The organism is Mesorhizobium sp. LSHC412B00, from assembly GCF_000503035.1.
GTDB lineage: Bacteria > Pseudomonadota > Alphaproteobacteria > Rhizobiales > Rhizobiaceae > Mesorhizobium.
On sequence record NZ_AYWB01000006.1, the window covers coordinates 320,475 to 341,941 of the forward strand.

17 protein-coding genes are annotated in these 21,467 nt (G+C 63.9%); 1 reads left to right on the forward strand and 16 read right to left on the reverse strand.

The features are described from left to right. Positions 1-5 precede the first annotated feature (5 nt). The 8 genes from X757_RS150565 to X757_RS150530 all read right to left on the reverse strand — a co-directional run bounded on the left by X757_RS150565 (position 6) and on the right by X757_RS150530 (position 9,666). Positions 6-1,985 (reverse strand): proline/glycine betaine ABC transporter permease, encoded by a 1,980-nt coding sequence (locus tag X757_RS150565; protein WP_023726366.1) that lies wholly within the window; start codon positions 1,983-1,985, stop codon positions 6-8. Continuing rightward, positions 1,982-3,061, reverse strand: a complete 1,080-nt coding sequence (locus X757_RS150560; RefSeq protein WP_023726367.1) for a glycine betaine/L-proline ABC transporter ATP-binding protein — start codon at positions 3,059-3,061, stop codon at positions 1,982-1,984. Before X757_RS150560 ends, X757_RS150565 begins: the two co-directional genes overlap by 4 nt. 40 nt (positions 3,062-3,101) lie before the next feature. Further along, positions 3,102-3,968, reverse strand: coding sequence for an ABC transporter substrate-binding protein (locus X757_RS150555; RefSeq protein WP_023726368.1), 867 nt, complete (start codon positions 3,966-3,968; stop codon positions 3,102-3,104). Between the two features lie 425 nt (positions 3,969-4,393). After that, complete coding sequence (locus X757_RS150550) at positions 4,394-5,179, reverse strand: glucose 1-dehydrogenase (RefSeq protein ID WP_023696617.1); 786 nt, start codon at positions 5,177-5,179, stop codon at positions 4,394-4,396. Positions 5,180-5,188: 9 nt separating this feature from the next. Beyond that, positions 5,189-5,953, reverse strand: coding sequence for an SDR family oxidoreductase (locus X757_RS150545; RefSeq protein WP_023726369.1), 765 nt, complete (start codon positions 5,951-5,953; stop codon positions 5,189-5,191). A 124-nt stretch (positions 5,954-6,077) separates the two neighbouring features. Then, positions 6,078-7,586: a sugar ABC transporter ATP-binding protein gene (locus tag X757_RS150540; RefSeq protein ID WP_023726370.1), complete on the reverse strand. Its 1,509-nt coding sequence runs from the start codon at positions 7,584-7,586 to the stop codon at positions 6,078-6,080. 29 nt (positions 7,587-7,615) lie between these two features. Continuing rightward, complete coding sequence (locus tag X757_RS150535) at positions 7,616-8,554, reverse strand: sugar ABC transporter substrate-binding protein (protein WP_023668529.1); 939 nt, start codon at positions 8,552-8,554, stop codon at positions 7,616-7,618. 128 nt (positions 8,555-8,682) lie between these two features. Further along, positions 8,683-9,666, reverse strand: a complete 984-nt coding sequence (locus X757_RS150530; RefSeq protein WP_050590357.1) for an ABC transporter permease — start codon at positions 9,664-9,666, stop codon at positions 8,683-8,685. 286 nt (positions 9,667-9,952) lie between these two features. On the opposite strand from X757_RS150530, the gene X757_RS150525 reads away from it, so the two are divergent. Continuing rightward, positions 9,953-10,915: a sugar-binding transcriptional regulator gene (locus tag X757_RS150525; RefSeq protein ID WP_023668527.1), complete on the forward strand. Its 963-nt coding sequence runs from the start codon at positions 9,953-9,955 to the stop codon at positions 10,913-10,915. Positions 10,916-10,932: 17 nt separating this feature from the next. On the opposite strand, the gene X757_RS150520 is transcribed toward X757_RS150525, so the two are convergent. From X757_RS150520 to X757_RS150485, 8 genes are all read right to left on the reverse strand, one after another. Beyond that, positions 10,933-11,526 carry a hypothetical protein gene (locus tag X757_RS150520; RefSeq protein ID WP_023726372.1) on the reverse strand — a complete coding sequence of 198 codons (594 nt, stop codon included), beginning with the start codon at positions 11,524-11,526 and terminating at the stop codon, positions 10,933-10,935. A 97-nt stretch (positions 11,527-11,623) separates the two neighbouring features. Further along, the gene (locus X757_RS150515) at positions 11,624-13,111 is read right to left on the reverse strand and encodes an FGGY-family carbohydrate kinase (protein WP_023668525.1); all 1,488 of its coding nucleotides are present in this window, start codon (positions 13,109-13,111) and stop codon (positions 11,624-11,626) included. Positions 13,112-13,131: 20 nt separating this feature from the next. Beyond that, a complete protein-coding gene (locus tag X757_RS150510; protein ID WP_023668524.1) occupies positions 13,132-14,454 on the reverse strand; it encodes an NAD(P)H-dependent oxidoreductase in 1,323 nt (440 codons plus the stop codon). A gap of 161 nt (positions 14,455-14,615) precedes the next feature. Continuing rightward, complete coding sequence (locus X757_RS150505) at positions 14,616-15,719, reverse strand: mandelate racemase/muconate lactonizing enzyme family protein (RefSeq protein WP_023726373.1); 1,104 nt, start codon at positions 15,717-15,719, stop codon at positions 14,616-14,618. Positions 15,720-15,736: 17 nt separating this feature from the next. Continuing rightward, positions 15,737-16,444, reverse strand: a complete 708-nt coding sequence (locus tag X757_RS150500; RefSeq protein ID WP_023726374.1) for a GntR family transcriptional regulator — start codon at positions 16,442-16,444, stop codon at positions 15,737-15,739. A 180-nt stretch (positions 16,445-16,624) separates the two neighbouring features. Further along, complete coding sequence (locus X757_RS150495) at positions 16,625-17,779, reverse strand: efflux RND transporter periplasmic adaptor subunit (protein WP_023804343.1); 1,155 nt, start codon at positions 17,777-17,779, stop codon at positions 16,625-16,627. Positions 17,780-17,793: 14 nt separating this feature from the next. Beyond that, positions 17,794-20,991, reverse strand: coding sequence for an efflux RND transporter permease subunit (locus X757_RS150490; protein WP_023726375.1), 3,198 nt, complete (start codon positions 20,989-20,991; stop codon positions 17,794-17,796). Then, the gene (locus X757_RS150485; RefSeq protein ID WP_023726376.1) at positions 20,976-21,254 is read right to left on the reverse strand and encodes a hypothetical protein; all 279 of its coding nucleotides are present in this window, start codon (positions 21,252-21,254) and stop codon (positions 20,976-20,978) included. Before X757_RS150485 ends, X757_RS150490 begins: the two co-directional genes overlap by 16 nt. Positions 21,255-21,467: the final 213 nt, after the last annotated feature.

The window sequence follows — 21,467 nt, forward strand, 5'->3', positions numbered from 1 at the left end:
AACAATTATCCTAGTCTTGCCCGCGCCTTCGCCGTCCAGGCATTGAACAGCCGGTCTGCGACGATGCCGATGAAAGCGATGGCGAGACCCGCGACAATGCCGCGTCCGGAATCGGCCTTGGACAGCGCGATGAAGACTTCCTGGCCGAGGTCGCGTGTGCCGACCATGGCGCAGATGATGATCATCGCCAGCGCCATCAGGATCGTCTGGTTGACGCCCAGCATGATTTCGGGAAGCGCCAGCGGCAATTGCACGCGAAAGAAGGTCTGGCGCGGCGTGCAGCCGGAAACCTTCGCCGCCTCGATCAGCGCCGGCGGCACTTGCCGGATGCCGTGATTGGTGTAGCGGATCGCTGGCACCACGGCGAACGCGACCGTTGCGATCATGGCGGTGACGTCGCCGACCCGGAACAGCATCACCACGGGAATGATGAAGCAGAAGGACGGCAGCACCTGCAGCGTGTCGATGATGGGCGTGACGATCTTTTCGAAGCGGTCGCTGCGGGCGGCCGCGAGACCGATCGGAATGCCGATCAGGCAGGCGATGAAGGCCGAGATGCCGCAGAGATAGACTGTGGCCATAGTCTTTTCCCAAAGGCCGGTGACGGCGCAGAAGGCGGTCAGCGCCGCGACAAGGGCGGCCAAACGCAGGCCACTGAGCTGATAGCCGGCGAGGCCGAGCAGGGCCACCGCGCCGAGCCACGGAAAGCCTTCGCAGAAGGCGCGCAGCGGGTTCAGTACATTGAGGATGAGCGCCACGCGAAACGCTTCGATCACGTCGAAGAAGTTGATCGTCACCCAGCTCACCGCCGCCTTCCACAGTGGCGCAGTGGTGAAGGTGATCGCCTTCGGCACCGCCGCGAAGGCCGGTACGAACAGGCCGAGCAGCGTCGTCACGACCAGGATGGCGATGGCCAGCGACAGATTGGGATAGCGCCGCCAAACGCTCTGGTTCGCCTGCCGTTGAACGTGGCCTTTTGCCTGCTTATGCGCGATCGCCTGGCTCAGCCGGTCGAGCGCGATTGCGAGCGCCACAATGGCGAGCCCGGCTTCCATCGCTTCGCCGACCTTCAGCGCACGCAGCGCCAGCAGCACATCATAGCCGAGGCCGCCGGCGCCGATCATCGAGGCGATGATCACCATGTTCAGCGCCAGCATGATCACCTGGTTGACGCCGATCATCAGTGTCGGCCGCGCCGACGGCAGCAGCACGCGCCACAATTTCTGCCGCGCCGTGCAGCCGGCCATCTCTGAGAAATCGTCGATCTCGGAGGGCACCCGCGACAGACCCAGCATCGTTGCTCGCACCATGGGCGGCGTGGCGAAGATGGCGGTGGCGATCATCGCCGAGACCGGGCTGTTGCCGAACAGGAGCAGCATCGGGATGAGATAGGCGAAGGTCGGGATGGTCTGCATCAAATCGAGGGCAGGGGAGATGATCAGCCGCTCGGCCCATGGCTTGCGCCACGCCCAGATGCCGGCGAACAGGCCGGTGACGATGCAGAACGGCACCGCGATGGAAATCAGTGCCAGTGTCAGCATGGCGCTGGTCCATTGGCCGAACAGCGCGGTGTAGAGGAAGCAGCCGCCGACCAGCATGCCGAGTTTTCTACCGCCCACGGCGTGCCCGGCGATGAAGGCGGCTACGCAGACGCCGATCCAGGACAGGCGCGGCAGGACATAGGCATCGGCACCGTGACCAATCTTGAAATTCTTGGCCAGCAGGTCGAGCGCGAAATCGAGGGGAACGCCGAGCACCGCGGTGATCGAGCGGGTCAGCCAGGACAAGTTCGACTTGATCCAGCGCATCAGCGCACTGACCCAGTCGGCGACGGGAACGACCGCATCGGCCGGATAGTCGACCGCCCATGGCAGCCTCTCCTGCAGCAGGAATACCACCAGCACGGCGGCCAGCGCGAGCGCCCAGACCAGCAGCCAGCGCTGAACCGGTGGCCTCGTTTGGCTGGCGCTTGCCGTCACCGTCATGCGCCGGCTCTCGTATGCTCGATACCGGCCAGCAACTCGATCACCGATTGCGGCGTCACCTCGCCGATCGGCCTGCCGGTGCCGTTGACCACGGCGAAGGGCTTACCCGACGCGACAATGCTGGCCGAGAAGCTGGCGATCCTGGCGTCGGGCAAAACCGTGCCGCCGTGCTCGGCGCCATCGCAGGCACGCATCAGGCTGCGCGCCGAAATCACCTTGGCGCGGTCGACATCGCGGGTGAATTCGGCGACATAGTCGGTCGCCGGGTTGACAACCAGCTGTTCCGGCGTGCCGGTCTGGATGACCTCTCCATCCTTCATGATGGCGATGCGGTCGGCAAGCCTTATCGCCTCGTCGAAATCATGGGTGATGAAGACGATGGTCTTGTGCAGCATGGTCTGCAGCCGCATCAGTTCGTCCTGCATCTCGCGGCGGATCAGCGGGTCGAGCGCCGAGAACGGCTCGTCGAGGAACCAGATCTCCGGCTTGGTCGCGAGGCTGCGGGCAATGCCGACGCGCTGCTGCTGGCCGCCGGAGAGTTCGCGCGGATAGAAATGCTCGCGGCCGCGTAAGCCCACGAGATCGATCACCTCCCGCGCTCTCGTTTCGCGCGTCGGTCGGTCCTGGCCCTGGATGCTCAGGGGAAAGGCAATGTTGTCGAGCACGTTAAGATGCGGCAGCAGCGCAAAATTCTGGAACACCATACCCATGCGATGACGCCGCAGTTCGATCAGCGCCGCATCGGAAATCTTGAGCAGGTCGTTGCCTTCGAATTCGACCTTGCCGTGGGTCGGCTCGACCAGCCGCGACATGCAGCGCACCAGCGTCGACTTGCCGGAGCCGGATAGCCCCATGATGATGAAAATCTCGCCCTGGCGTATTTCGAGATCGACGGCGCGCACCGCGCCGACCAGTCCTGCGGCAGCGACATCGGCCATGCTGGCCTTGCCGTCACGCTCGCGGATGAAGCTGGCCGCGTTCGATCCGAACAATTTCCAGACATTGCGGCAGGCAAGCTTTATCGGCCGCACATCTTTGGGCGTGCCAGCCGCCTGCGGTTCAGTCGCTTCCGTCATCCAATGGCCCTTCTGGAAAATGAAGATATGGACCCGGCCGTTACGGCCGGGNGATCGTGTAGGCCTTGGCCACCTTGTAGGCGATCGGCCATTTGTCCTTCATGCCGGACCAGGAGTATTTCCAGATCTCGCCATGCGGCTTGCCGCAATCATATTTGGCATCCGGGTTGGTGCCCCATTTCGGATCGGTGTAGCATTCGGGCGTATACTCCGGGAATTCAACCCACTCGCCCTTGTACTTGGCCGGCGCCCAGTGCGGCGAATAGATCCACAGCATGATCGGCGCCTTGCGCTGATAGGCCGAGTCCAACTCGGCGAACATCGCCGCGTCGGTGCCGGCATGGATGACGGTGAAGGGCAGCTTCAGCGCCTCGACGCGCTCGTCGTCAAAACCCTCCCAGGTTACCGGGCCGCCGAGATAGCGGCCCTTCGGCGCCGTCTCCGCTGTCGAGAACGCCTCGGCGCATTTCGGGTCCTTTAGCGCTTCCCAATTGGGCAGGCCGGGGCATTTCTCCTTCATATATTCGGGAAACCACCATTCCTCCTTGGCCTTCGGCCCGAGCTTGCCGAGCCGCTCGGTCTGGCTGGTGGCGTCTGAAGCCTTCATCGCCTCGCCGGCCGTCGTGTCCCAGAACTCCAGGCCGACATCGAGGTCGCCATTGGTGAGACCGGTGGTCAGGCTGGAGAGGTAGTCGGCGGTCGGATATTCGACGGTATAGCCGAGCTTTTCGAGGATACCGCCAAGGATCTTGGCGTTGAGGTTGACGCTGGTCCAGTCGAAGAGCGCGATCTTGATCGGGTCGTTGGATTCGGGTGCTGCTGCGTGGACCGGTGATGTAAGCGCACTTGCGGCGGCAAGTGCAAGGGCTCCCATTGATAGGTTCGAAATCACACTGCGAAATGACATGCTTGTTCTCCTGTCAAACCATGTGGAAATTTCTTGATCGTTCCCTTCTTGCGTCTTTTCTTGATTGTGTTGGAAAGGCGGGTCGTTACGCAAGCTCGTTCGCACCAAGCCAGTGCCGCGGCCGCAACTTGCGCAGGCGAAATGGTTGCTCGACTTGGTGTTTATGTGATGCCGGGCGGGCCCGCGTCATGGCATCGGATGGATTGCTGCGTGAGCAATCGTCAACAGATCGATCGCCGCTCCAGCGGCGCTCTCAGACGTGCGAGCCATCAAGGTCCCATGGTCTCGGCCGGCGAGCCCCATCCCCGCCAAGGCCGTTTCATGAGCTGAAATTATATATACCAACGTTCATGCGGCGCAACGGCTGATGCCCTGTGCACTGCGGAATTTCAGACTGGTCGATTGCCAACCGCCAGAGCTGACGTTCACGACATGATCAGGCCGCCATCGACATTGATGGTTTGGCCGGTGATGTAGGTGGCGTCGTCGCTGGCGAGAAAGCTGACCAGGCCGGACACGTCCTCGCCGCTGCCGGCGCGGCCCATCGGGATGTTCTTCACCCATTCGGCCATCAGCTCGCCGGGCTTGTAGTCACCCATCAGCTTGCCCCACGCTGCGTCATTATAGGCCCACATGTCGGTGTCGATAATGCCGGGGCAGATGGCGTTGACGGTGATCTTTTCCTTGGCCACTTCCTTGGCCAGGCTCTGGGTAATGCCGACGACGCCGAACTTCGACGCCGCATAATGCGGCGTGTAGATGAAACCCTGCCGCGCCTGGCCCGATGCCGTGTTGATCAGCCGGCCGCCATCGCCATGCTTGCGGATGCGGGCGATCGCTTCCTGACAGCACAGGAACACGCCCTTGGTGTTGACCGCCATCACCTTGTCCCACTCGGCCTCGGTCATCGCCTCGATCCGGGCGATGGTGATGACGCCGGCATTCTGCACCGAAATGTCGACACGGCCGAATTCCTTCTCGGCGAGGTCGTAAAGCGCGGTGACCTCATCCTTCCTGGTAACGTCCATGCGCATCGACGCGACCTTGGCGCCTGCCGCTTTCAGGCCGGCGGCGACGTCCTCGACGCGGGTATCGATGGCGCTGACCACCACCGCGGCACCTTCCTCGGCGAAGCGCTTCGCCATCGCCGCGCCGATGCCACCGCTCGCGCCGGTGATGACCGCAGTCTTGCCTTCAAAACGCTTCTGCATCTTTTCTCCTTACCAGCAGACAAAACCGCCATCGACGATCAGGTCGATGCCGGTGACGTAACTCGCGGCGCGGCTGGCCAGGAACACGGTCGGGCCGACCATCTCTTCCGGCGTCGCCATGCGCCCCATGGGCGTGTCGCGTTCGAAGATCTTGATCTGTTCGGCGACCTCCGGCCGCTTGTTCATCGGCGTCAGCGTGTAGCCTGGGCTCACCACATTGACGCGCAGGCCGCGATCGGCCCATTCCATGGCGAGGCTTTTCGACATGTGGATGACCGCCGCCTTCGACGAATTGTAATGCGCCTGGGTCAGGCCGCGATTGACGATCGAACCCGACATGGAGGCGATGTTGATGATCGAGCCCTTGCGCCGCGTCAGCATGGCGCGCGCTTCGGCCTGGCAGGACAGGAACACGCCGCTGACATTCACGTCGTAGATTTTCTGCCACTTCTCCAGCGACAGCGTCTCGGCGGCCTCGGCTCCTGCAATGCCGGCATTGTTGACGGCGATGGTCAGCGCGCCGAGTTCTTTTTCGGTGCGCTCGATCGCCGCTGCAAGGTCAGCCTCAGACGTCACCGTGCCGGTTAGCACCAGTGCCTTGCGGCCAAGTGCCGAAATCCTGTGCGCGGTCTCGTCCAGCCCGCCCTTTGAGGTGTGGCCGAAACACACGACATCGGCGCCGGCTTCGGCCAGTCCAATGGCGATCGCTTGCCCGATGCCGCTGCCGGCGCCGGTCACCAGTGCCACGTCTCCGTGAAGATCGAATAGTTTCATCGTCGGTCCCTCTGCTCCAACTGCCGGCCGCCTGAAATGAAGGGGCGCCAGTCTTTGCTGGCGCCCCGCGCGGTCCGGTCCTTGGGAGGATACCACCTGCTGCGCTTTGTTCCGACTCCTGTCCTCAGCTCGTGGCGAGTTCCATCACCGCGACATTGCTGGCCTCGCTGCGGCCGAGAATGCCGCGCTGGCGGCCGCGGCTCAGCACCAGCACGCGGTGCGACAGACCCAGCACCTCCTCGAGGTCGGAGCTCACCACCACCACCGCCATGCCGGAACGGGCGAGGTCGGCAATGACGTCGTAGATTGCCGCACGCGCACCGACATCGATGCCGCGCGTCGGCTCATCGAGGATGAACACCTTCGGCGGTCGCGACACCCATTTGGCGATGATCACCTTCTGCTGGTTGCCGCCGGAAAGCTTGCTGACCGCCTGGCCAGGTTTGCCCTTGACCCCGAGCCTTGCGATGCCGGCTTCGGCGAATTTCTGCACCGCTTTCGGAAACACCCAGCCTTTCGGCGCGACATGGTCGAAATTGCCGAACGCCAAATTCTCGCCGATGGTCTGGTCGAGAACGACGCCTTGCGCCTTGCGGTCTTCCGGCACCAGCACGACGCCGGCCTTGATGGCTGCCGCCGGCCCGCTGAGATGCACCGGTTTGCCGGCAACGCGCACCGAGCCCGACGAGATCGGATCGGCGCCGGCGATCGCCCGCACCAGTTCGGTGCGGCCGGCGCCGATCAACCCGGCAATGCCGAGGATCTCGCCTGCTTTGACCGAGAAGGAAACGTTGTTGAAGCTCTTCTCCGGCGAGGACAGGTTGTCGACCTCGAGCAGCGTCTCCTCGCGCGGCGGCGACAGATGCGGGAACATCCGTTCGACCGAGCGGCCGACCATCTGCTCCACCACTGTGCGCACGGGAATATCGGCGCGCTCGTGGCGGGCGACGATGCGTCCGTCGCGCATCACAACCACGCGGTCGGCAATCTGCGCGATCTCGTCGAGACGATGGCTGATGTAGATGAAGGACATGCCCTCCGCCTTGAGCTTGCGGATCTGCTGGAACAAAAGCTCCGTTTCCTCGCCGCCGAGCGCTGCGGTGGGTTCGTCGAAGATCAGCAATTCGGCATTGAGCGTCAACGCCTTGGCGATCTCGACCTGTTGCTGGGCGGCGATGCGCAGCGTGCCCACCTTGCGCTCGGGCGAGACGTCGAGGCCAAGCCGCTTCAACTGCGCCGAGGCCTTGGCGTTCATCTCGGCGCGGTCGATGCGGCCGCCGCGCATCGGCAGGCGCCCGACATAGACGTTTTCCGCCACCGACAGATCCGGCAGCAGCTTCAGTTCCTGATGGATCATGCCCACACCGGCATCGATGGCGGCGGCGGGCGAGGCGGGGGAATAGGGCTTCCCCCGCCAGATGATGGTGCCCGCGTCGGGCCGGGTCGAGCCGGCGATGATATTGGACACCGTCGACTTGCCGGCGCCGTTTTCGCCGAGCAGCGCCACAACCTCGCCCGGCCGCACCTCAAAGCTTGCATCGGCCAGGACCTGGACCGGTCCGTAGCTCTTGCAAAGGCCGTTGACGAAGAGCCCGTTGTGCGGGCTTTCGCTGTGGCGAGGATCAGGAGACATCGTGGTGCTCTCTTAAGCGGTGCCGGTCGTTACGGATGCTTGGCGATGAACTGCTCGACATTGTCCTTGGTGGTCAGCGTCGCATCCTGCAGCTGCTCGGCCGGAACGCTTTCGCCGGCCACCAGCTTGATCGCCGCATCGACGGCGAGACGGCCCATGCCTTGCGTCTGCTGCGTCGCGGTGACGTCGAACACGCCGTCCTTCAGCGCCTTGAGCGCGGCCACGTCGCCATCGAAGCCGGCGACCCAGACCTTGTGGCCGGGATTGGCGACCTTGACCGCCTGTGCCGCGCCCAGCGCCAGCGCATCGGCCTGGCCGATGACGATGGAGACATCGGGATGCGACTGCAGCAGGTCCTGCGTCAGCTTGAAGCCTTCGTCCTGGTGCCAGCCTTCGCTCCACAATTCGCCGACCACCTTGATATCGGGATAGGCCTTGAGCGCTTCGCCGCAGCCCTTCGAGCGATCCACTTCCGGCGTGGTGCCCTTCTGGCCGTGGATGATGATCAGTTCGCCTTTGCCGCCGGCCTGCTTGGCGATGTAGTCGCACACCGCCTGCGCCGAGGCGACACTGTTGGTGGCGATGAAGGTGTCGCCGGGCGCGCCGTCGGCGTTGCGGTCGACATTGACGACCGGGATGCCGGCAGCCTTGGCGGTCTTGGTCGGCACGGTGGCGGCTGTGGCGCCGGCCGGAATGTAGATCAGCGCGTCGATGTTCTGCGTGATCAGATCCTGCACCTGGCTGACCTGGGTCGCTGAATCGCCCTTGGCGTCGACGGTGACGATCTCGATGCCCTTCTCCTTGCCGTAGGCTTCGACCGACTGCTTGATCTGGTTGAAGAAGTCGGCCTGCAAATTGGCCACGGCGAGGCCGAGTTTCTTGGCCTCCTTGGCCGAGGCCATGTCGGTCAGCCCGAGCATAGGAATGATTGCGGCAGCGGCGAGCAGCAGTGAACGTTTGGTGAGCATGTGTTTCCTCCGTTGATAGTCAAACTGTCCCGCCAGCGCATCGCGCCCCTTGGAACATCCCAGTTTCGGATCGACCGATCCGTCTATCGCCCGGACGTTCCGGGCGAATTCTCAATTGTGCCCGTTCTCTATCGCGCCCTGCGCCGCCAGGTATCGCTGGCGACCGCCAGCGCGATCACCACGCCGATCACCACCTGCTGGATGAAGGGCGAGACGCCGAGCAGATTGAGCCCGTTGCGCAGCACGCCGATGATGAGTACGCCGACCGCGGTGCCGCCGATCGAGCCGATGCCGCCCGACAGGCTGGCGCCGCCGATCACCACCGCCGCGATGGTGTCGAGCTCATAGCCGAGGCCGGAACTCGGCTGCACCGAATCCAGCCGCGCGGCGAGCACGATGCCGGCAAGACCCGCAAGTACGCCGCAGATGGCGTAGACCCAGTTGGTCAGTGACTTCACCGGAATGCCGGAGAGCCGCGCCACCTCGGCGCTGCCGCCGATGGCGTAAAGGCTGCGGCCGGTGGCGCGGTAGTTGAGGAAGATGGCGAAGACGATCGCCAGCACCATCATCACCCCGACTGTGACCGACAGGAAGCCGAAATGGCGGATGATCGACAGGCTGGTGAACCAGTCGGGAAAGCCGACGATCTGCGAACCGTCGGTGATCATATTGGCAAGACCGCGCGCCACCGACATCATCGCCAGCGTCGCGATGAACGGCGGCAGCCGGGTGACGGTCACCAGCAGGCCGGACACCAGTCCGCAAAGGCCGGCGACGACCAGTGCTGCAACGACGCCGGCCGCAAGGCCGAGATTGAGATAGTCGGGGTGGGAGACAAAGCCCATCACCATGGCGGCCAGCGCCAGCACCGAGCCGACCGAGAGATCGATGCCGCCGATCAGGATCACCAGCGTCATGCCGATTGACATGATGCCGAGCACGGTGATCTGGTCGAGCACGTTGAGGATGTTGCGCACGGTGAGGAACGTGTCGGTGGTCAGTGTCAGCGCCAGGCAGAGCAGCAGCAGTCCGATCAGCGGTCCCATGGTTCCGGCAAACAGTGCCGAAAGCTTCGCGGCCGTCGCACCTTGAGTGCCGGGCGCGGCTTTCAACTCGCCAGCCTTCGACTCGCTTGCATCATTACTCACGGCCACTTCGTCTCCTCCGTCAGCGAAACGGCGATGGCCTGCCGTCCGCTCTTGTTCACCAGGCACCTCCCTGTGAACAATTTATCTTTGATATGCAATTTTGTTCAGCTAAACTGTTCATTAGAAAATTGTCAAGAGCCGTTGCGCCATTCGGCGGTGGTTTGCGCCACCGGGCGGTTTGTCCTAGGGAAGGCCAGGGGGCGGCGCTTTGCGGAAAAGATTTCCGAAATCTGCCGCGGGAGGGCAAAAGATGGCGACCGTCGAAAACGAGAAGGCTTCGCGCTTCCCCGATGCCGAGCTCAAGGCCCGCGCCGCCTGGCACTACTATGTCGAGGGTCTGACGCAGGAGCGCATCTCCGAGATCCTCGGCGTCGGCCGCATCAAGGTGCACCGCATTCTCTCCGCTGCCCGCGAGGAGGGCATCGTGCAGTTCCGAATTCGCGACAGTGTCGTCGAATGCGTGCAGCTCGAGGAGAGCCTGAAGCAGCGCTTTGGGCTAAGCCAGGCGGTCGTGGTGCCGTCGGCCGCCGACCGCAGCAACGCGCCGCTGATGATCGGCCACGCGGCTGCCGCCTATCTCGCCGACAATGTGAATGCCGGCGACGTCATTGCGCTGGGCTGGGGCCGCACGCTGAAATTCGCCATCAACGAATTGCCGAGGCGGCCGATCGCCAGGACGACGGTCGTCTCGATGCTCGGCGGCCTCACCCACGCGCAGCCGCTCAACCCGACCGAAAGCGCCTGGGAGTTCGCCGAAAAGATCGGCGCTGAATGTTTCCTCCTGCCGGTGCCGGTCTATGCCGACAAGCCGGAACAGCGCGATGCCTTCATGAGCCAGCGCAGCGTTCAGGATGTGGTCTTCCGCGCGCGCCGCGCCAACATCGCCGTGCTCAGCGTCGGCTCGTTTTCCAAGGACAGCCCGATCGCCAATTACGGCTTCATCAAACCGAGCGAACTCGAGGAATTGCAGGCGGCCGGCGCGGTCGGCGACCTCTTGTGCCATTTCATCGACGCCGAGGGCCACCCTGTCGACCATGAGGTCAACCGCCGCGTCTGCGCCTATCCGCTGCAGGATCTGTCCGATATTCCGAGCATCATCCTGGTGTCAGGCGGTCAGGAGAAGGTCGCCGTCATGCGCGCGGCGCTCGCCAACACCAGGATTTCGGTGCTCATTACCGATGAAGATGCGGCCAAAGGCCTGCTCAACCGTTGAGCGCTGTCCGGCGTCGGTCAGAATTCGCAGGGCTCCGGACGATTGTCGTCCGACCAGTCGGCCAGTGCGATCGGCACGAATTTTCCCGCGACCGGTTTGCCGTCGTCCAGGTCCTTTGAGGCAACGCCTCTGCCGGTGAGAAAATTGATGTCGCAACCGCCCAGCGTCGTCTCGACCGAGCCGTCGGCTTTCTGCACATTCCAGTCCCAGTCGCGACTGTAGCCGGCGACAAGGAATTTACCGCCGCGCCAGACGATGGTCAGCGTTGTATCCCATGATTTGTTGGCGCCGCAGCCGAAGCACGAGGTGACGACAAGCGATCCCTTGCCCTTGCTTTCGAGCCCGAGAATACGGTCCTGCGTCAGCGCCTTTTTGACAAAGTCAGGCTTGCGCGAAGGATCGAGCTTTCCTTCGCCGGCAGCCAGATAGATCGAGAGATCCGCCAGCCCGGTGTCGGAATCCGCCGCGATCGCGGCCCGATCCATCCTGCCGTCATTGTCCATGTCGAGCGTGACCTCGAAGGGCGGCTCGTCCTGCGCACGCGCCGTCATCGGAGCTGCCGCAAGCGCGACAATCCAGGGCAGGGCGGCAAGGTGAAATACTGCTTTCATGAGCCCGATGAGTCTAGCATTGGCCGGGCAGGACGCAAAATCGGCAAGCTGGGCAGGTTGGGCATGGGAGCCTCACGCAGGCAAGCTGCGCTTGAACTCAGATCGCACCGAGCCGCGCGTGGATGTCGCGTGTCGCGTGATAGAGGTCGCGGTAGATCGCCTTGCGCGCCCGGTAAGCCGGCACCAGCGTCATATCCGGATCGACACGCCTGGCCGGCGCCGCCGCCATTGCCTTGGCGGCGTCTTCCGCCGAGGCGAACCAGCCGATCGCCGAAGCAGCCAGCATGGCCGCGCCAAGGGCCGCCGCCTCGTTGACCGGCGACACGAACAGCGGCCGCTCCAGCACGCTGGCCATGATCTTCATCAGCAGCGCCGAATTGGTGCCGCCGCCGGCGGAAATCATCTCTCCCGACTTGCCGCCGCTTTCGGCCTCCATCGCCTCGCTGGCGATGGCCTGCTCCAAAGCGATGCCTTCCAGCGTGGCGCGGAAGAGATGCCTGGGCTCATGGTCGAGCGACAGGCCAACAACGGCGCCGCGCGCCGCGCCATCCCAATAGGGGCTCATGACGCCGGCCCAATAGGGCATGACCAAAAGACCGTCGCCGCCGGCCGCAACATCGACCGCACCCTTCTCCAGTTCTGCCGCGGAAGACGCGCCGGTGGTGCGCACGATCCAGTCGACCAGTTGCATGCCCGAGCGCAGCACGGTTTCCAGCATGAAGCCGGAGCCGGTCGGCGAGACCAGCGTGCGAAACGCATCCGAAGTGGTGACCGTGCCGGAATAGCAGCCGCTGACGACGCCGGAGCCGAGCGAGAGATAGCTCCTGCCGGCACCATAGACGCCCATGCCGAGACCCATGGCCTGGCCATCGCCGGCGCCGGCGACAATTGGCGTGCCCGCTTTGAGGCCAGTCAGCTGGGCAATGCTTTCGGCAAGGCCGCCGCAGATTTCGCCTGGGCCGATCAGCGCCGGCAACTGCCGTGGCTGCAACCCTGCAGCCGAGACAAGCTCAGGGTGCCATTCGCCTGTCGTGACATCGAGCAAGCCGAGCGGGTCGGCACTTGCCGTGCTGGTTACCAGCCGTGCGGTCAGCCGGTGAACGAAGAAGCCATGAACATCGACCAGGGCGGCGGCGTTGGCCAGCACCTGCGGCTGGTGTTCCGCCAGCCAGGCGATGGCATAGAGCGCCGGCGTCGGATCCGGCGGCTTGCCGCTCCAGTCGCGGATCGTCTCGCGGCCAAGCTCGGCCGACAGCTTGGCGACTTGAGGCCGGGCGCGCTCGTCAAGCCACAGGATCGCCGGGATGAGCGGCGTGCCGGCCTGATCGATCAGGGTGAAGGTCTCGCGCTGATGGGCTATGGCAATTGCCGCCACGCGCGCGGCGCCGACCTTGTCGGCAACCTGCTTCAGCGCACTGATAAGGGCTGCCCACCAATGTTCGGCATCCTGCTCGAAATGGCCGGGCTTAGGATTGGCCAGCGGATAGGCCTCGCGCGCCTGGAACAGCTCCGCGCCGTCGCCGGTGAAGGCGATCGCCTTCACCGCCGTCGTCGAGGCATCGATCCCGATAACGACATCGTCCATCACAGGGAGATCCCGAAGGTTCAGGCGGCGTTGGTCACAAACTGTCCATCCGACTGGTCTAGACGGCGGCGGATCTGCGTTATCACCATCGAATCGTCGGGTACACAATTTTCATAGGTAAGGAAGTCGCCGGTCTTGACCGGCTTGACCACCTTGGCGCGTTCGGCAATCCCGAGCGGCAGCGCGCCCTTGGCGCGGGCGTCCTCCCAGGTCATGGCGAAGCCGCGATAGTCGTTCTCGCCGATCATGCCGAGCGATTGGCCCGCGCCGAGATCGCTCTTGGCCACCGCCACCGCTTCGGCGACCGGATGGTCGAGGGGCTCCATGTCGGCGCGTTTGTAGACAACGGCGCGCGCCGCCGACAGTGGCACTTCAAGGCTTGTCAGGTGATAGGGACGGTAGATCGTGAAATAGGGGCCCTTGCCGACCTTGAGGTCGACCATGCGCTCCAGCACGCGCGGATGCCTCGTTTCGATGATGCAGAACACGCCGGGCGCCACGCCCTTGCCGATAGAATAGTCCACCACGCCCTTGCGGTGCAGCACGCCGCCATCCTCGCGCGGGCAAAGCACGCTGGCCAGTTCCTCCAGCGTCGCCGTCGGGCCGTGCATGCCCGGCACGTCGGGCACCAGCCCGGTGGCGTTGGCGATAGCCACCATCTCGATCGCCGTCTTGGAACCGTCGACGAACTCGACCAGCATGCGCGCATTCATGTTGCGCTCGGCCGCTTCCTTCTCGTAGTCGGCGGGCATGGCGTCGATCTTGAGCGGGTTGTTTTTGCCCTTGCCGGCGGCGATGATGTTGAAGCCGAGGCTCTTGGCGAAGCCGATGATCTCCAGCGTGCAGGCGGGTTCGTCGCCGGCCGCACCGGTGTAGACCACGCCGGCCTTGCGCGCTTCCTCCTTGAGGAAGCGGCCGATCGTAATGTCCGCCTCGACATTGAGCATAACGATGTGCTTGCCGTTCTTCATCACTTCGAGCGCAAACAGCGTGCCGATGTTGGGATTGCCTGTCGCGTCGATGATGACATCAATGCGGCCGGCCGCGGCCAGCGCATGCAGATCTTCGGTGACAGCGATCTTGCCGGCCTCGATGGCGCGGTCGATGGCAGAGGCGTTCGCAGCCTGGACGATGTCGGAGCGGTCATGGCCGGCGAGCAGTGCGGCATCGATCGCCGCTTGCGGCCGCACCTCGGAAATGGCACCGATCCGCATGCCCGGCATCAGCGCCACCTGGACGACGATGTCGGTGCCCATCTGCCCGGCGCCGGCGAGTCCGATGGTGATGGGCCCTTGGGCTTCAGCGCGCTGCAGAAGTTCCGCTGCAAATTGCGGATGGGCCATATCGCTTCCTCCAGTCACGACGCGCCGCAGCGTCAAATCATCATTTTGAACATTCCTATTTCCATCTGAAAAATATTTCAACCCACAAATCGGAGAATGGCTGCAGGACCAAATCTCCCACGGAGGATTCGTGGGGTGACAGCTTCATGCTGCGCTTGATCTCAGCCGATCTCTAGGAAAGGCTTGCCGAGCAGGTCGGGCACGACATCGATGCCGAGGCCGGGCCCGTCGGGAATGCCCATGTGGCTGCCGGTGACCGGTGGGGCGTTGGAGGCCGTGCGCACCGTCACCCACTCATGGAAGGCGATGGCGTGCAGCCGGCGTTCTTCCGGCGTCGACAGCGACAGATGCGCCATCGCCGCCGTGTCGATCTCGGCGCCGCCCGTATCCTCGACGGTGATCATGAAACCGAGATCGACGGCGACGTCGCGGATTTGCCTTGTCCTGGTTACGCCGCCCAGCCGCGAAATCTTCAGCGTCAGCCCATCGGCGGCGCCGAGGCGATGGATTTCCAGCATCGCCTCGAGCGAGATGACGCTCTCGTCCAGCACCATCGGCTTGTCGAGCATGCGGCGCACCGACATGTTCTCCTCGATCGTCGTGCAGGGCTGCTCGAACGTGTAGTCGATGCCGCGCGTGGCATCGGCGAACTGCCGCGCCTGGTAGGGTGTCCAGCCGGCATTGGCGTCGCAGAAAATCACCGTGCCTTTCGGCACGGCCGAAGCGACTGCGCTCACCCGGTCGATGTCGTCATGCACATTGCCGCCCACCTTGACCTGCAGCCGCCGGCAGCCTTCCGCGATGATCCTTTTGGCCAGTGCCGCCATCTGGTCGAGCGTGCCGTGGGTGACGACGCGGTAGGTCTCCGCCATGTCGCTCTCGCGGCCGCCAAGCATGGTCACCAGCGGCACGTCGGCGGCCCGGGCCGCCAGATCCCAGCAGGCCATGTCGAGCGCCGACTTGATGTAGGGATGGCCCTTGAACACCGTATCCATCAATCGGCCGATGCCGGCGAGGCCACGCGGGTCCTGGCCGATCAGGTGCGGCGCGATCTCGACCACGCCCGCGCGCGTTCCCGCCGGAAAGGCGGCCGAATAGAAATTGCCGAGCGGCGCCATCTCGCCCCAGCCGGTTACGCCGCTGTCGGAGGTGATTGCGACGATCACCGCATCGAAGCAGTCTGCAACCCGCCCCTTGGACATGCGGTAGGGCCCGTCCACGAAGGGCTGCACGACGCGATAGGCCTTGATGGTTTTGATCTGCACTTGTCTGTCCGTTGTCTCTAGGCGTTGAGGAGGGTCAGCCCTTCGATGTTCCGCTGATCGAGGCCACGCGCATAGGCAAGCAGCTCTTCGAAATCGAGGTCGATATGCTCGCGCGCATGGCGCTGGGCAGCGCGCATGTCGGCGCCCTTCAAGAGCCGCACATAGGTTTCGTGGAGATCTTCGGCCGGCACCGGCTCGTTGCGGGCCTGCTGGTGCAGGGCAAAGTACATCTGCAGCCGGCTGGTCAGCCGCTGCCAGGTTTCCAGCAGCACCGAATTGTCGGCCCATTCATAGATCAGCCCGTGCAATTGCAGTGCGGTCTCGATCTGGCGGGTGGTGTCGCGCGCGCGCGTTGCCTGCTTCACCGCTTCGTGGCGGCGGTCGAGTTCATCGAAGAAGCGCTGGTCGCGCAGCTTCCATGTCCGCTCGATGGCGAATTCATCGAGCACCTTGTTCAGCGAGTAGGCGTCGTCAATGTCCTTGGCGGTGACATCGATGACGAAGGTGCCGGCATAGGGAATGCTGGTCAGGATGCCTTCCTGCACCAGCTCGCGCATAGCTTCGCGCAAAGGCGCGCGGCTGACCCGCATCTGCTCGGCGATCCTCAGCTCGCTCAGCTTTTGGCCGGGTTCCAGCTGGCCGATCAGGATCGCCCGCCGCAACAGCGCAACGATCTCGGCTCGGCGTGTCGTATCCGCGATCGGATTGAAGTCCAGCTTGGCCATTCCGTCACTCCAGTGAGAGCCGGAAACAGACAAGCAGATTGTCGACAATCCTACAATATGTCTGTTCCGGATTCTTGTGCCTTGCGGTTACTCCAAAAACGGCGTGCGGCGCTCCATAAAAAAACGGCGCCCTCGGCGTGGAAGCCGAAGGCGCCGCAGGACCGGGGCTGATGGGGGTTATCAGCTGGCCGGTTTCTCCTGGGGCAACGGCGAGATCGGCATTCCTGGTCCGATCTTCTGCAGATTGCCCGTTATCACCTGGTCGCCTTCGGCAACGCCGCTGAGGACCGCCACAAGGTCGCCGCTGGTCGCGCCAAGCGAGACGATGCGCTGGTCGACCGTGTTGCCCTTGCCGACGACATAGACATATTTGCCGAGCTGGCTCGAACCCAGCGCCACCTGCGGCACCATCAGCGCGTCGGGCAGCTGCTTGATGTGCAGCCGCACGCGGACATACTGGCCCGGCAGCAGCGAGAACTTCGCATTGCCGATGGTGGCGCGCGCCGTAATCGTGCCGGTCGAGTGGTCGACCGTGTTGTCGATGAAGGTGAGTTCGCCCTTCTGGCTGGCTTCGGTCTCGCCGGGCAGCAGCACCTCGACCTCGATCGGGCCGGCGGCCCGGGCCCGTTCGATTTCGGCCAGGTCCGTCTCGCTCGGATTGAAGGTGACGTAGATCGGGTCGAGCTGCACCAGCGTGTTCAGCACCGTCCCGGCGACGCTGACCAGCGTGCCGACCGAAGCCTGGTTGCGGCCGACGCGGCCGGCAAACGGAGCGTGGATTTCGGCGTAGCTCAAATTGAGCTCGGCCGTCCGCACCGCCGCCTGGTTGACGGCAAGCGACGCTTCGGCCTGACGCAAGGTGCTCGTGCGCTGGTCGAACCCATCCTTGGCCAGATAACCGCTCTTGGCGAGTTCGGAGCCGCGGCCGAGATTGGAGCGTGCATAGTCGAGGCTCGCCTGGTCGCGCTGCACTTCGGCCTTGGCCTGGTCGAGAGCCGCCTTGAAGTCGTCGGGCGAGATCTTGTAGAGCAGATCACCCTGGCGCACATCCGCGCCGTCCTCAGCCGTCTGCTCCTGCAGATAACCGGGCACGCGGGCCTGCAAGGTGACGCTGCGGATCGCCTCGATGCGGGCGGCGTAGTCGAGATAGATCGGGATCGTCTTCTTGACCACGCTCGTCACCGGCACCGGCATAACGAATGCCGCAGGTGCTGCCGTCGCTGCCGCCGTGCCGGCATTGAGGCTGAGATTGCCCATGTCGAGGAAGTGGACGCTTGCCACCGAGATCGCTCCCAGGGCGACGGCCGTTCCCAAAGCTATTTTCCATTTACGCATTTTGGTCTCCAATTCTATTCGGCTGCTTCGGCCAGGCGCATCGGCGCTGGTTCGGCAGTCGGTTCATTATTGTCCTGGTCATGAGCAGCGTTCGGTTCGCTGCGCACGCGGCCTTCGCGCAGCTGTTCGATGACCGCGTAGAAGACTGGCACGAACACCAGCGACAGGATGGTCGCCGCGACCATGCCGCCAAACACGGTGGTGCCGATCGACTGCCGGCTTGCCGCACCCGCACCCGTCGCAAACATCAGCGGCAGCACGCCGAGGATGAAGGCGAAGGCCGTCATCAGGATCGGCCGCAGCCTCAGCCGCGCGGCTTCCATTGCCGCGTCGACAATGCTCAGTCCCTCCTCGCGCCGCCGCCTTGCAAACTCGACGATCAGGATCGCGTTCTTGGCGGCGAGGCCGATCAGCATGACGAAGCCGATCTGCGAGTAGACGTCGATCTGCATGCCGCGCAAGAACAGGGCTGCGAAGGCGCCGAACAGGGCCAGTGGCACCGCCAGCAGCACCATGAACGGCATCGCCCAGCTCTCATACTGCATCGCCAGGATCAGGAAGACGAAGACGATGGCGAGGCCGAAGACGACCGACGCTATCGATCCTGCCTTGAGCTCCTGGAAGGTGATGCCGGTCCATTCGAAACCGAAATCCCTGGGCAAAGCGGTGGCGGCGGCCCGTTCCATCGCGGCAACCGCCTGGCCCGACGAGAAGCCGGGGGCTGCGCCGCCATTGATCGTGGCCGAGGCGTTGTTGTTGTAGTGCGGCACGGTTTCCGGGCCGACGAACGGCACCAGTTTGCCCAGTGTGCTCAGCGGCACCATGCCGCCGGAGGCGTTGCGCACATAGAGCCGCGAAAGGTCGCCTGCGTCGGCACGTGCATCCTTGTCGGCCTGGATGGTCACCCGGAAGGTGCGGCCGAACAGGTTGAAGTCGTTGACGTAGAGCGAGCCGAGATAGATCTGCAGCGTGTTGAAGACGTCGGGCAGGTTGAGGCCGAGCAGTTTGGCCTTGCTGCGGTCGAGGTCGTAGTTGAACTGCGGCGTCGAGGTCGAGAACGGCGAGAACAGCTGCTGCGGATTGATTTCCGGCTGCTTGCGCGCCTCGGCGATCACGGCTTGCGTCGCGTCGTTGAGGGCTGAACTGCCGCGCCCGGTGAGATCCTCGACGACGAATTCGAAGCCGCCCGTGGTGCCGATACCCGGGATCGAAGGCGGATCGAAGGACAGCGCGAAGGCTTCCGGAATCTGCATCAGCTTGCCGCGCACGTCGGCGACGAGCTTCGACGCGCTCTGGTCGGGGCCGCGCTCTTCCCACGGCTTCAGGATGGCGAACTCGACAGCCGAGTTCGACTGCGCGGCACTGGTCAGGAAGTTCAGGCCGCTGATCGAGCCGACAATCTCGACGCCGGGCGTAGCTTGGAGGATGTCGCGCGCCTTCTGGGCCACCGCGTCAGTGCGTTCCAGCGAGGCGCCGTCAGGCAGCTGGATGACGACGAAGAAGTAACCCTGGTCCTCGACCGGAAGGAAGGTCGAGGGCAGCTTCTGCCAGACGAAGTAGGTGGCGACCAGGCCGGCCGCGAACAGACCGAGCATGATCCAGCGCAGCCGGATGAGGATGCGCACGCCATGGGCATAGGCATGCGACAGTCTGTCGAAGCCCGTGTTGAACCAGCGGAACGGGGCGAACTGCGTCTCGCCGCGATGGCGCAGGAAGGCGGCGCTCAGCGCCGGGCTGAGCGTCAGCGAGTTGAAGGCGGATATGCCGACCGAAATCGCCACCGTCAACGCGAACTGATTGTAGAGCTTGCCGGAGACGCCGGGAATGAAGGCGACGGGCACGAAGACGGCCATCAGCACCGCGGTGGTGGCGATGATCGGTCCGGTGACCTCGGCCATCGCGGCCTTGGTCGCCGCCAGCGGTTTGAGGCCCGCCTCCAATTGTCGCTCGACATTTTCGACCACCACGATGGCGTCGTCGACGACGAGGCCGATGGCCAGCACCATGCCGAGCAGGGAGAGCATGTTGAGCGAGAAGCCCATCATTTCCATGACGACCATCGTCGCCACCAGCGACACCGGAATGGCGATGGTCGGGATGATCGTCGTGCGCCAGCTCTGCAGGAAGATGAACACCACGGCCACGACCAGCACCAGCGCTTCGCCAAGCGTGATCAGCACGTCATGCATCGATGCCGACACGAAGCGCGTGGTGTCGTAGTGCATGGCGTAGCTGACGCCCTTGGGGAAACGGGCCGACAGTTCCTGCATCTTGTCCTTGACGTGCTGCTGCAGATCGAGCGCGTTGGAACCGGGCATCTGGTAAACGGCGAGCACCACCGTCGGGTCCTTGCCGAAGAAGGCCGACGACGAATATTGCAGCGCGCCGAGCTCGATGCGGGCGACGTCGCGCAGTCGCACCAGCGAGCCGGTGCCGGTGTTGGCGCGCACGACGATGTCGCCGAACTCCTTGGGGTCGCTCAGGCGGCCGACGGCGTTGACCTGCATCTCGAAGGCGGTGCCGGCGGGCGCCGGCGACTGGCCGATCTTGCCGGCCGCCACCTGGACGTTCTGCTCTGAGATGGCGTTCTGGACGTCGACAGCGGTGATGCCGAGATTGGCGAGCTTGTCCGGGTCGAGCCAGACGCGCATCGAGTAGCGGCGCTCGCCGAATATCTGGACGTCGCCGACGCCAGGCAGCCGCTTCAGCGGATCGACGACCTGCAGATAGGCGAGGTTGCTCAGCGCCACCGGATCGACCGAACTGTCGGGCGAGGTCAGGTTGACGATGAGGACGAAATTCGGGTTCTGCTTCTTGATCGTCACGCCGCCCTGGTTGACGATCGCCGGCAGCGACGAGGCCGCTTGCGAGACGCGGTTCTGGACGTCGACGGCCGCGGTGCTCAAGGAATAGCCGACATCGAAGGTGATGGTGATGGTCGAGGAGCCGTCATTGGAGCTCGACGACGACATGTAGGTCATACCTTCGACGCCGTTGATCTGCTGCTCCAGCGGCGTCGTCACCGTATCGGCGACCACTTGCGCGCTGGCGCCCGGATAATGGGCGCTGACCACGACCTGCGGCGGCGTGATGTCGGGAAACTGCGAAACCGGCAAAAGGAAATAACAAATCGTCCCGGCGAGCACCATGATGATGGCGATGGCCGAGGCGAAGATCGGACGATGGATGAAATAATTTACCACGACACGCATGCCTCTTTAGAAGAACGGGCCTCTTTAAAAGAACTGGCCTCGTTAAATGAATGGGCAGACCGGGACAGCCGCCTGCTGCGCACCGAACCCGGGTCCTGCAAAAAATACGAAGACGGCGCCGCGCCGCTGAGGCCCTGCTCATCGGCAACGGTCCTCAGCATCGCTTCGAAGGCGCGCGGGTTGACGCGGTCCGCTTTCATCACCAGCCGGATCATCGGATCCCGGATGGCTTCATCGATGGTCAAATCCTTGCGCTGCGACATTGGAGCGTCTCCATTCCAGCGGCCCGCATCGGATGATCGCGAACCGGTTTTCATCTCTTCACCGGCCGGAGCCGCATGACCTGCAATTTTCACCCTTTGTGATCTGGCAGGACCAGTTCACGGCCTTGTTATTGACGGAAGGCCACATAGGTGTTACCAGTAAGTAACATTCGGATAGTTACAGACCGGTAACACCCTAGTCAAGAGGTGAAC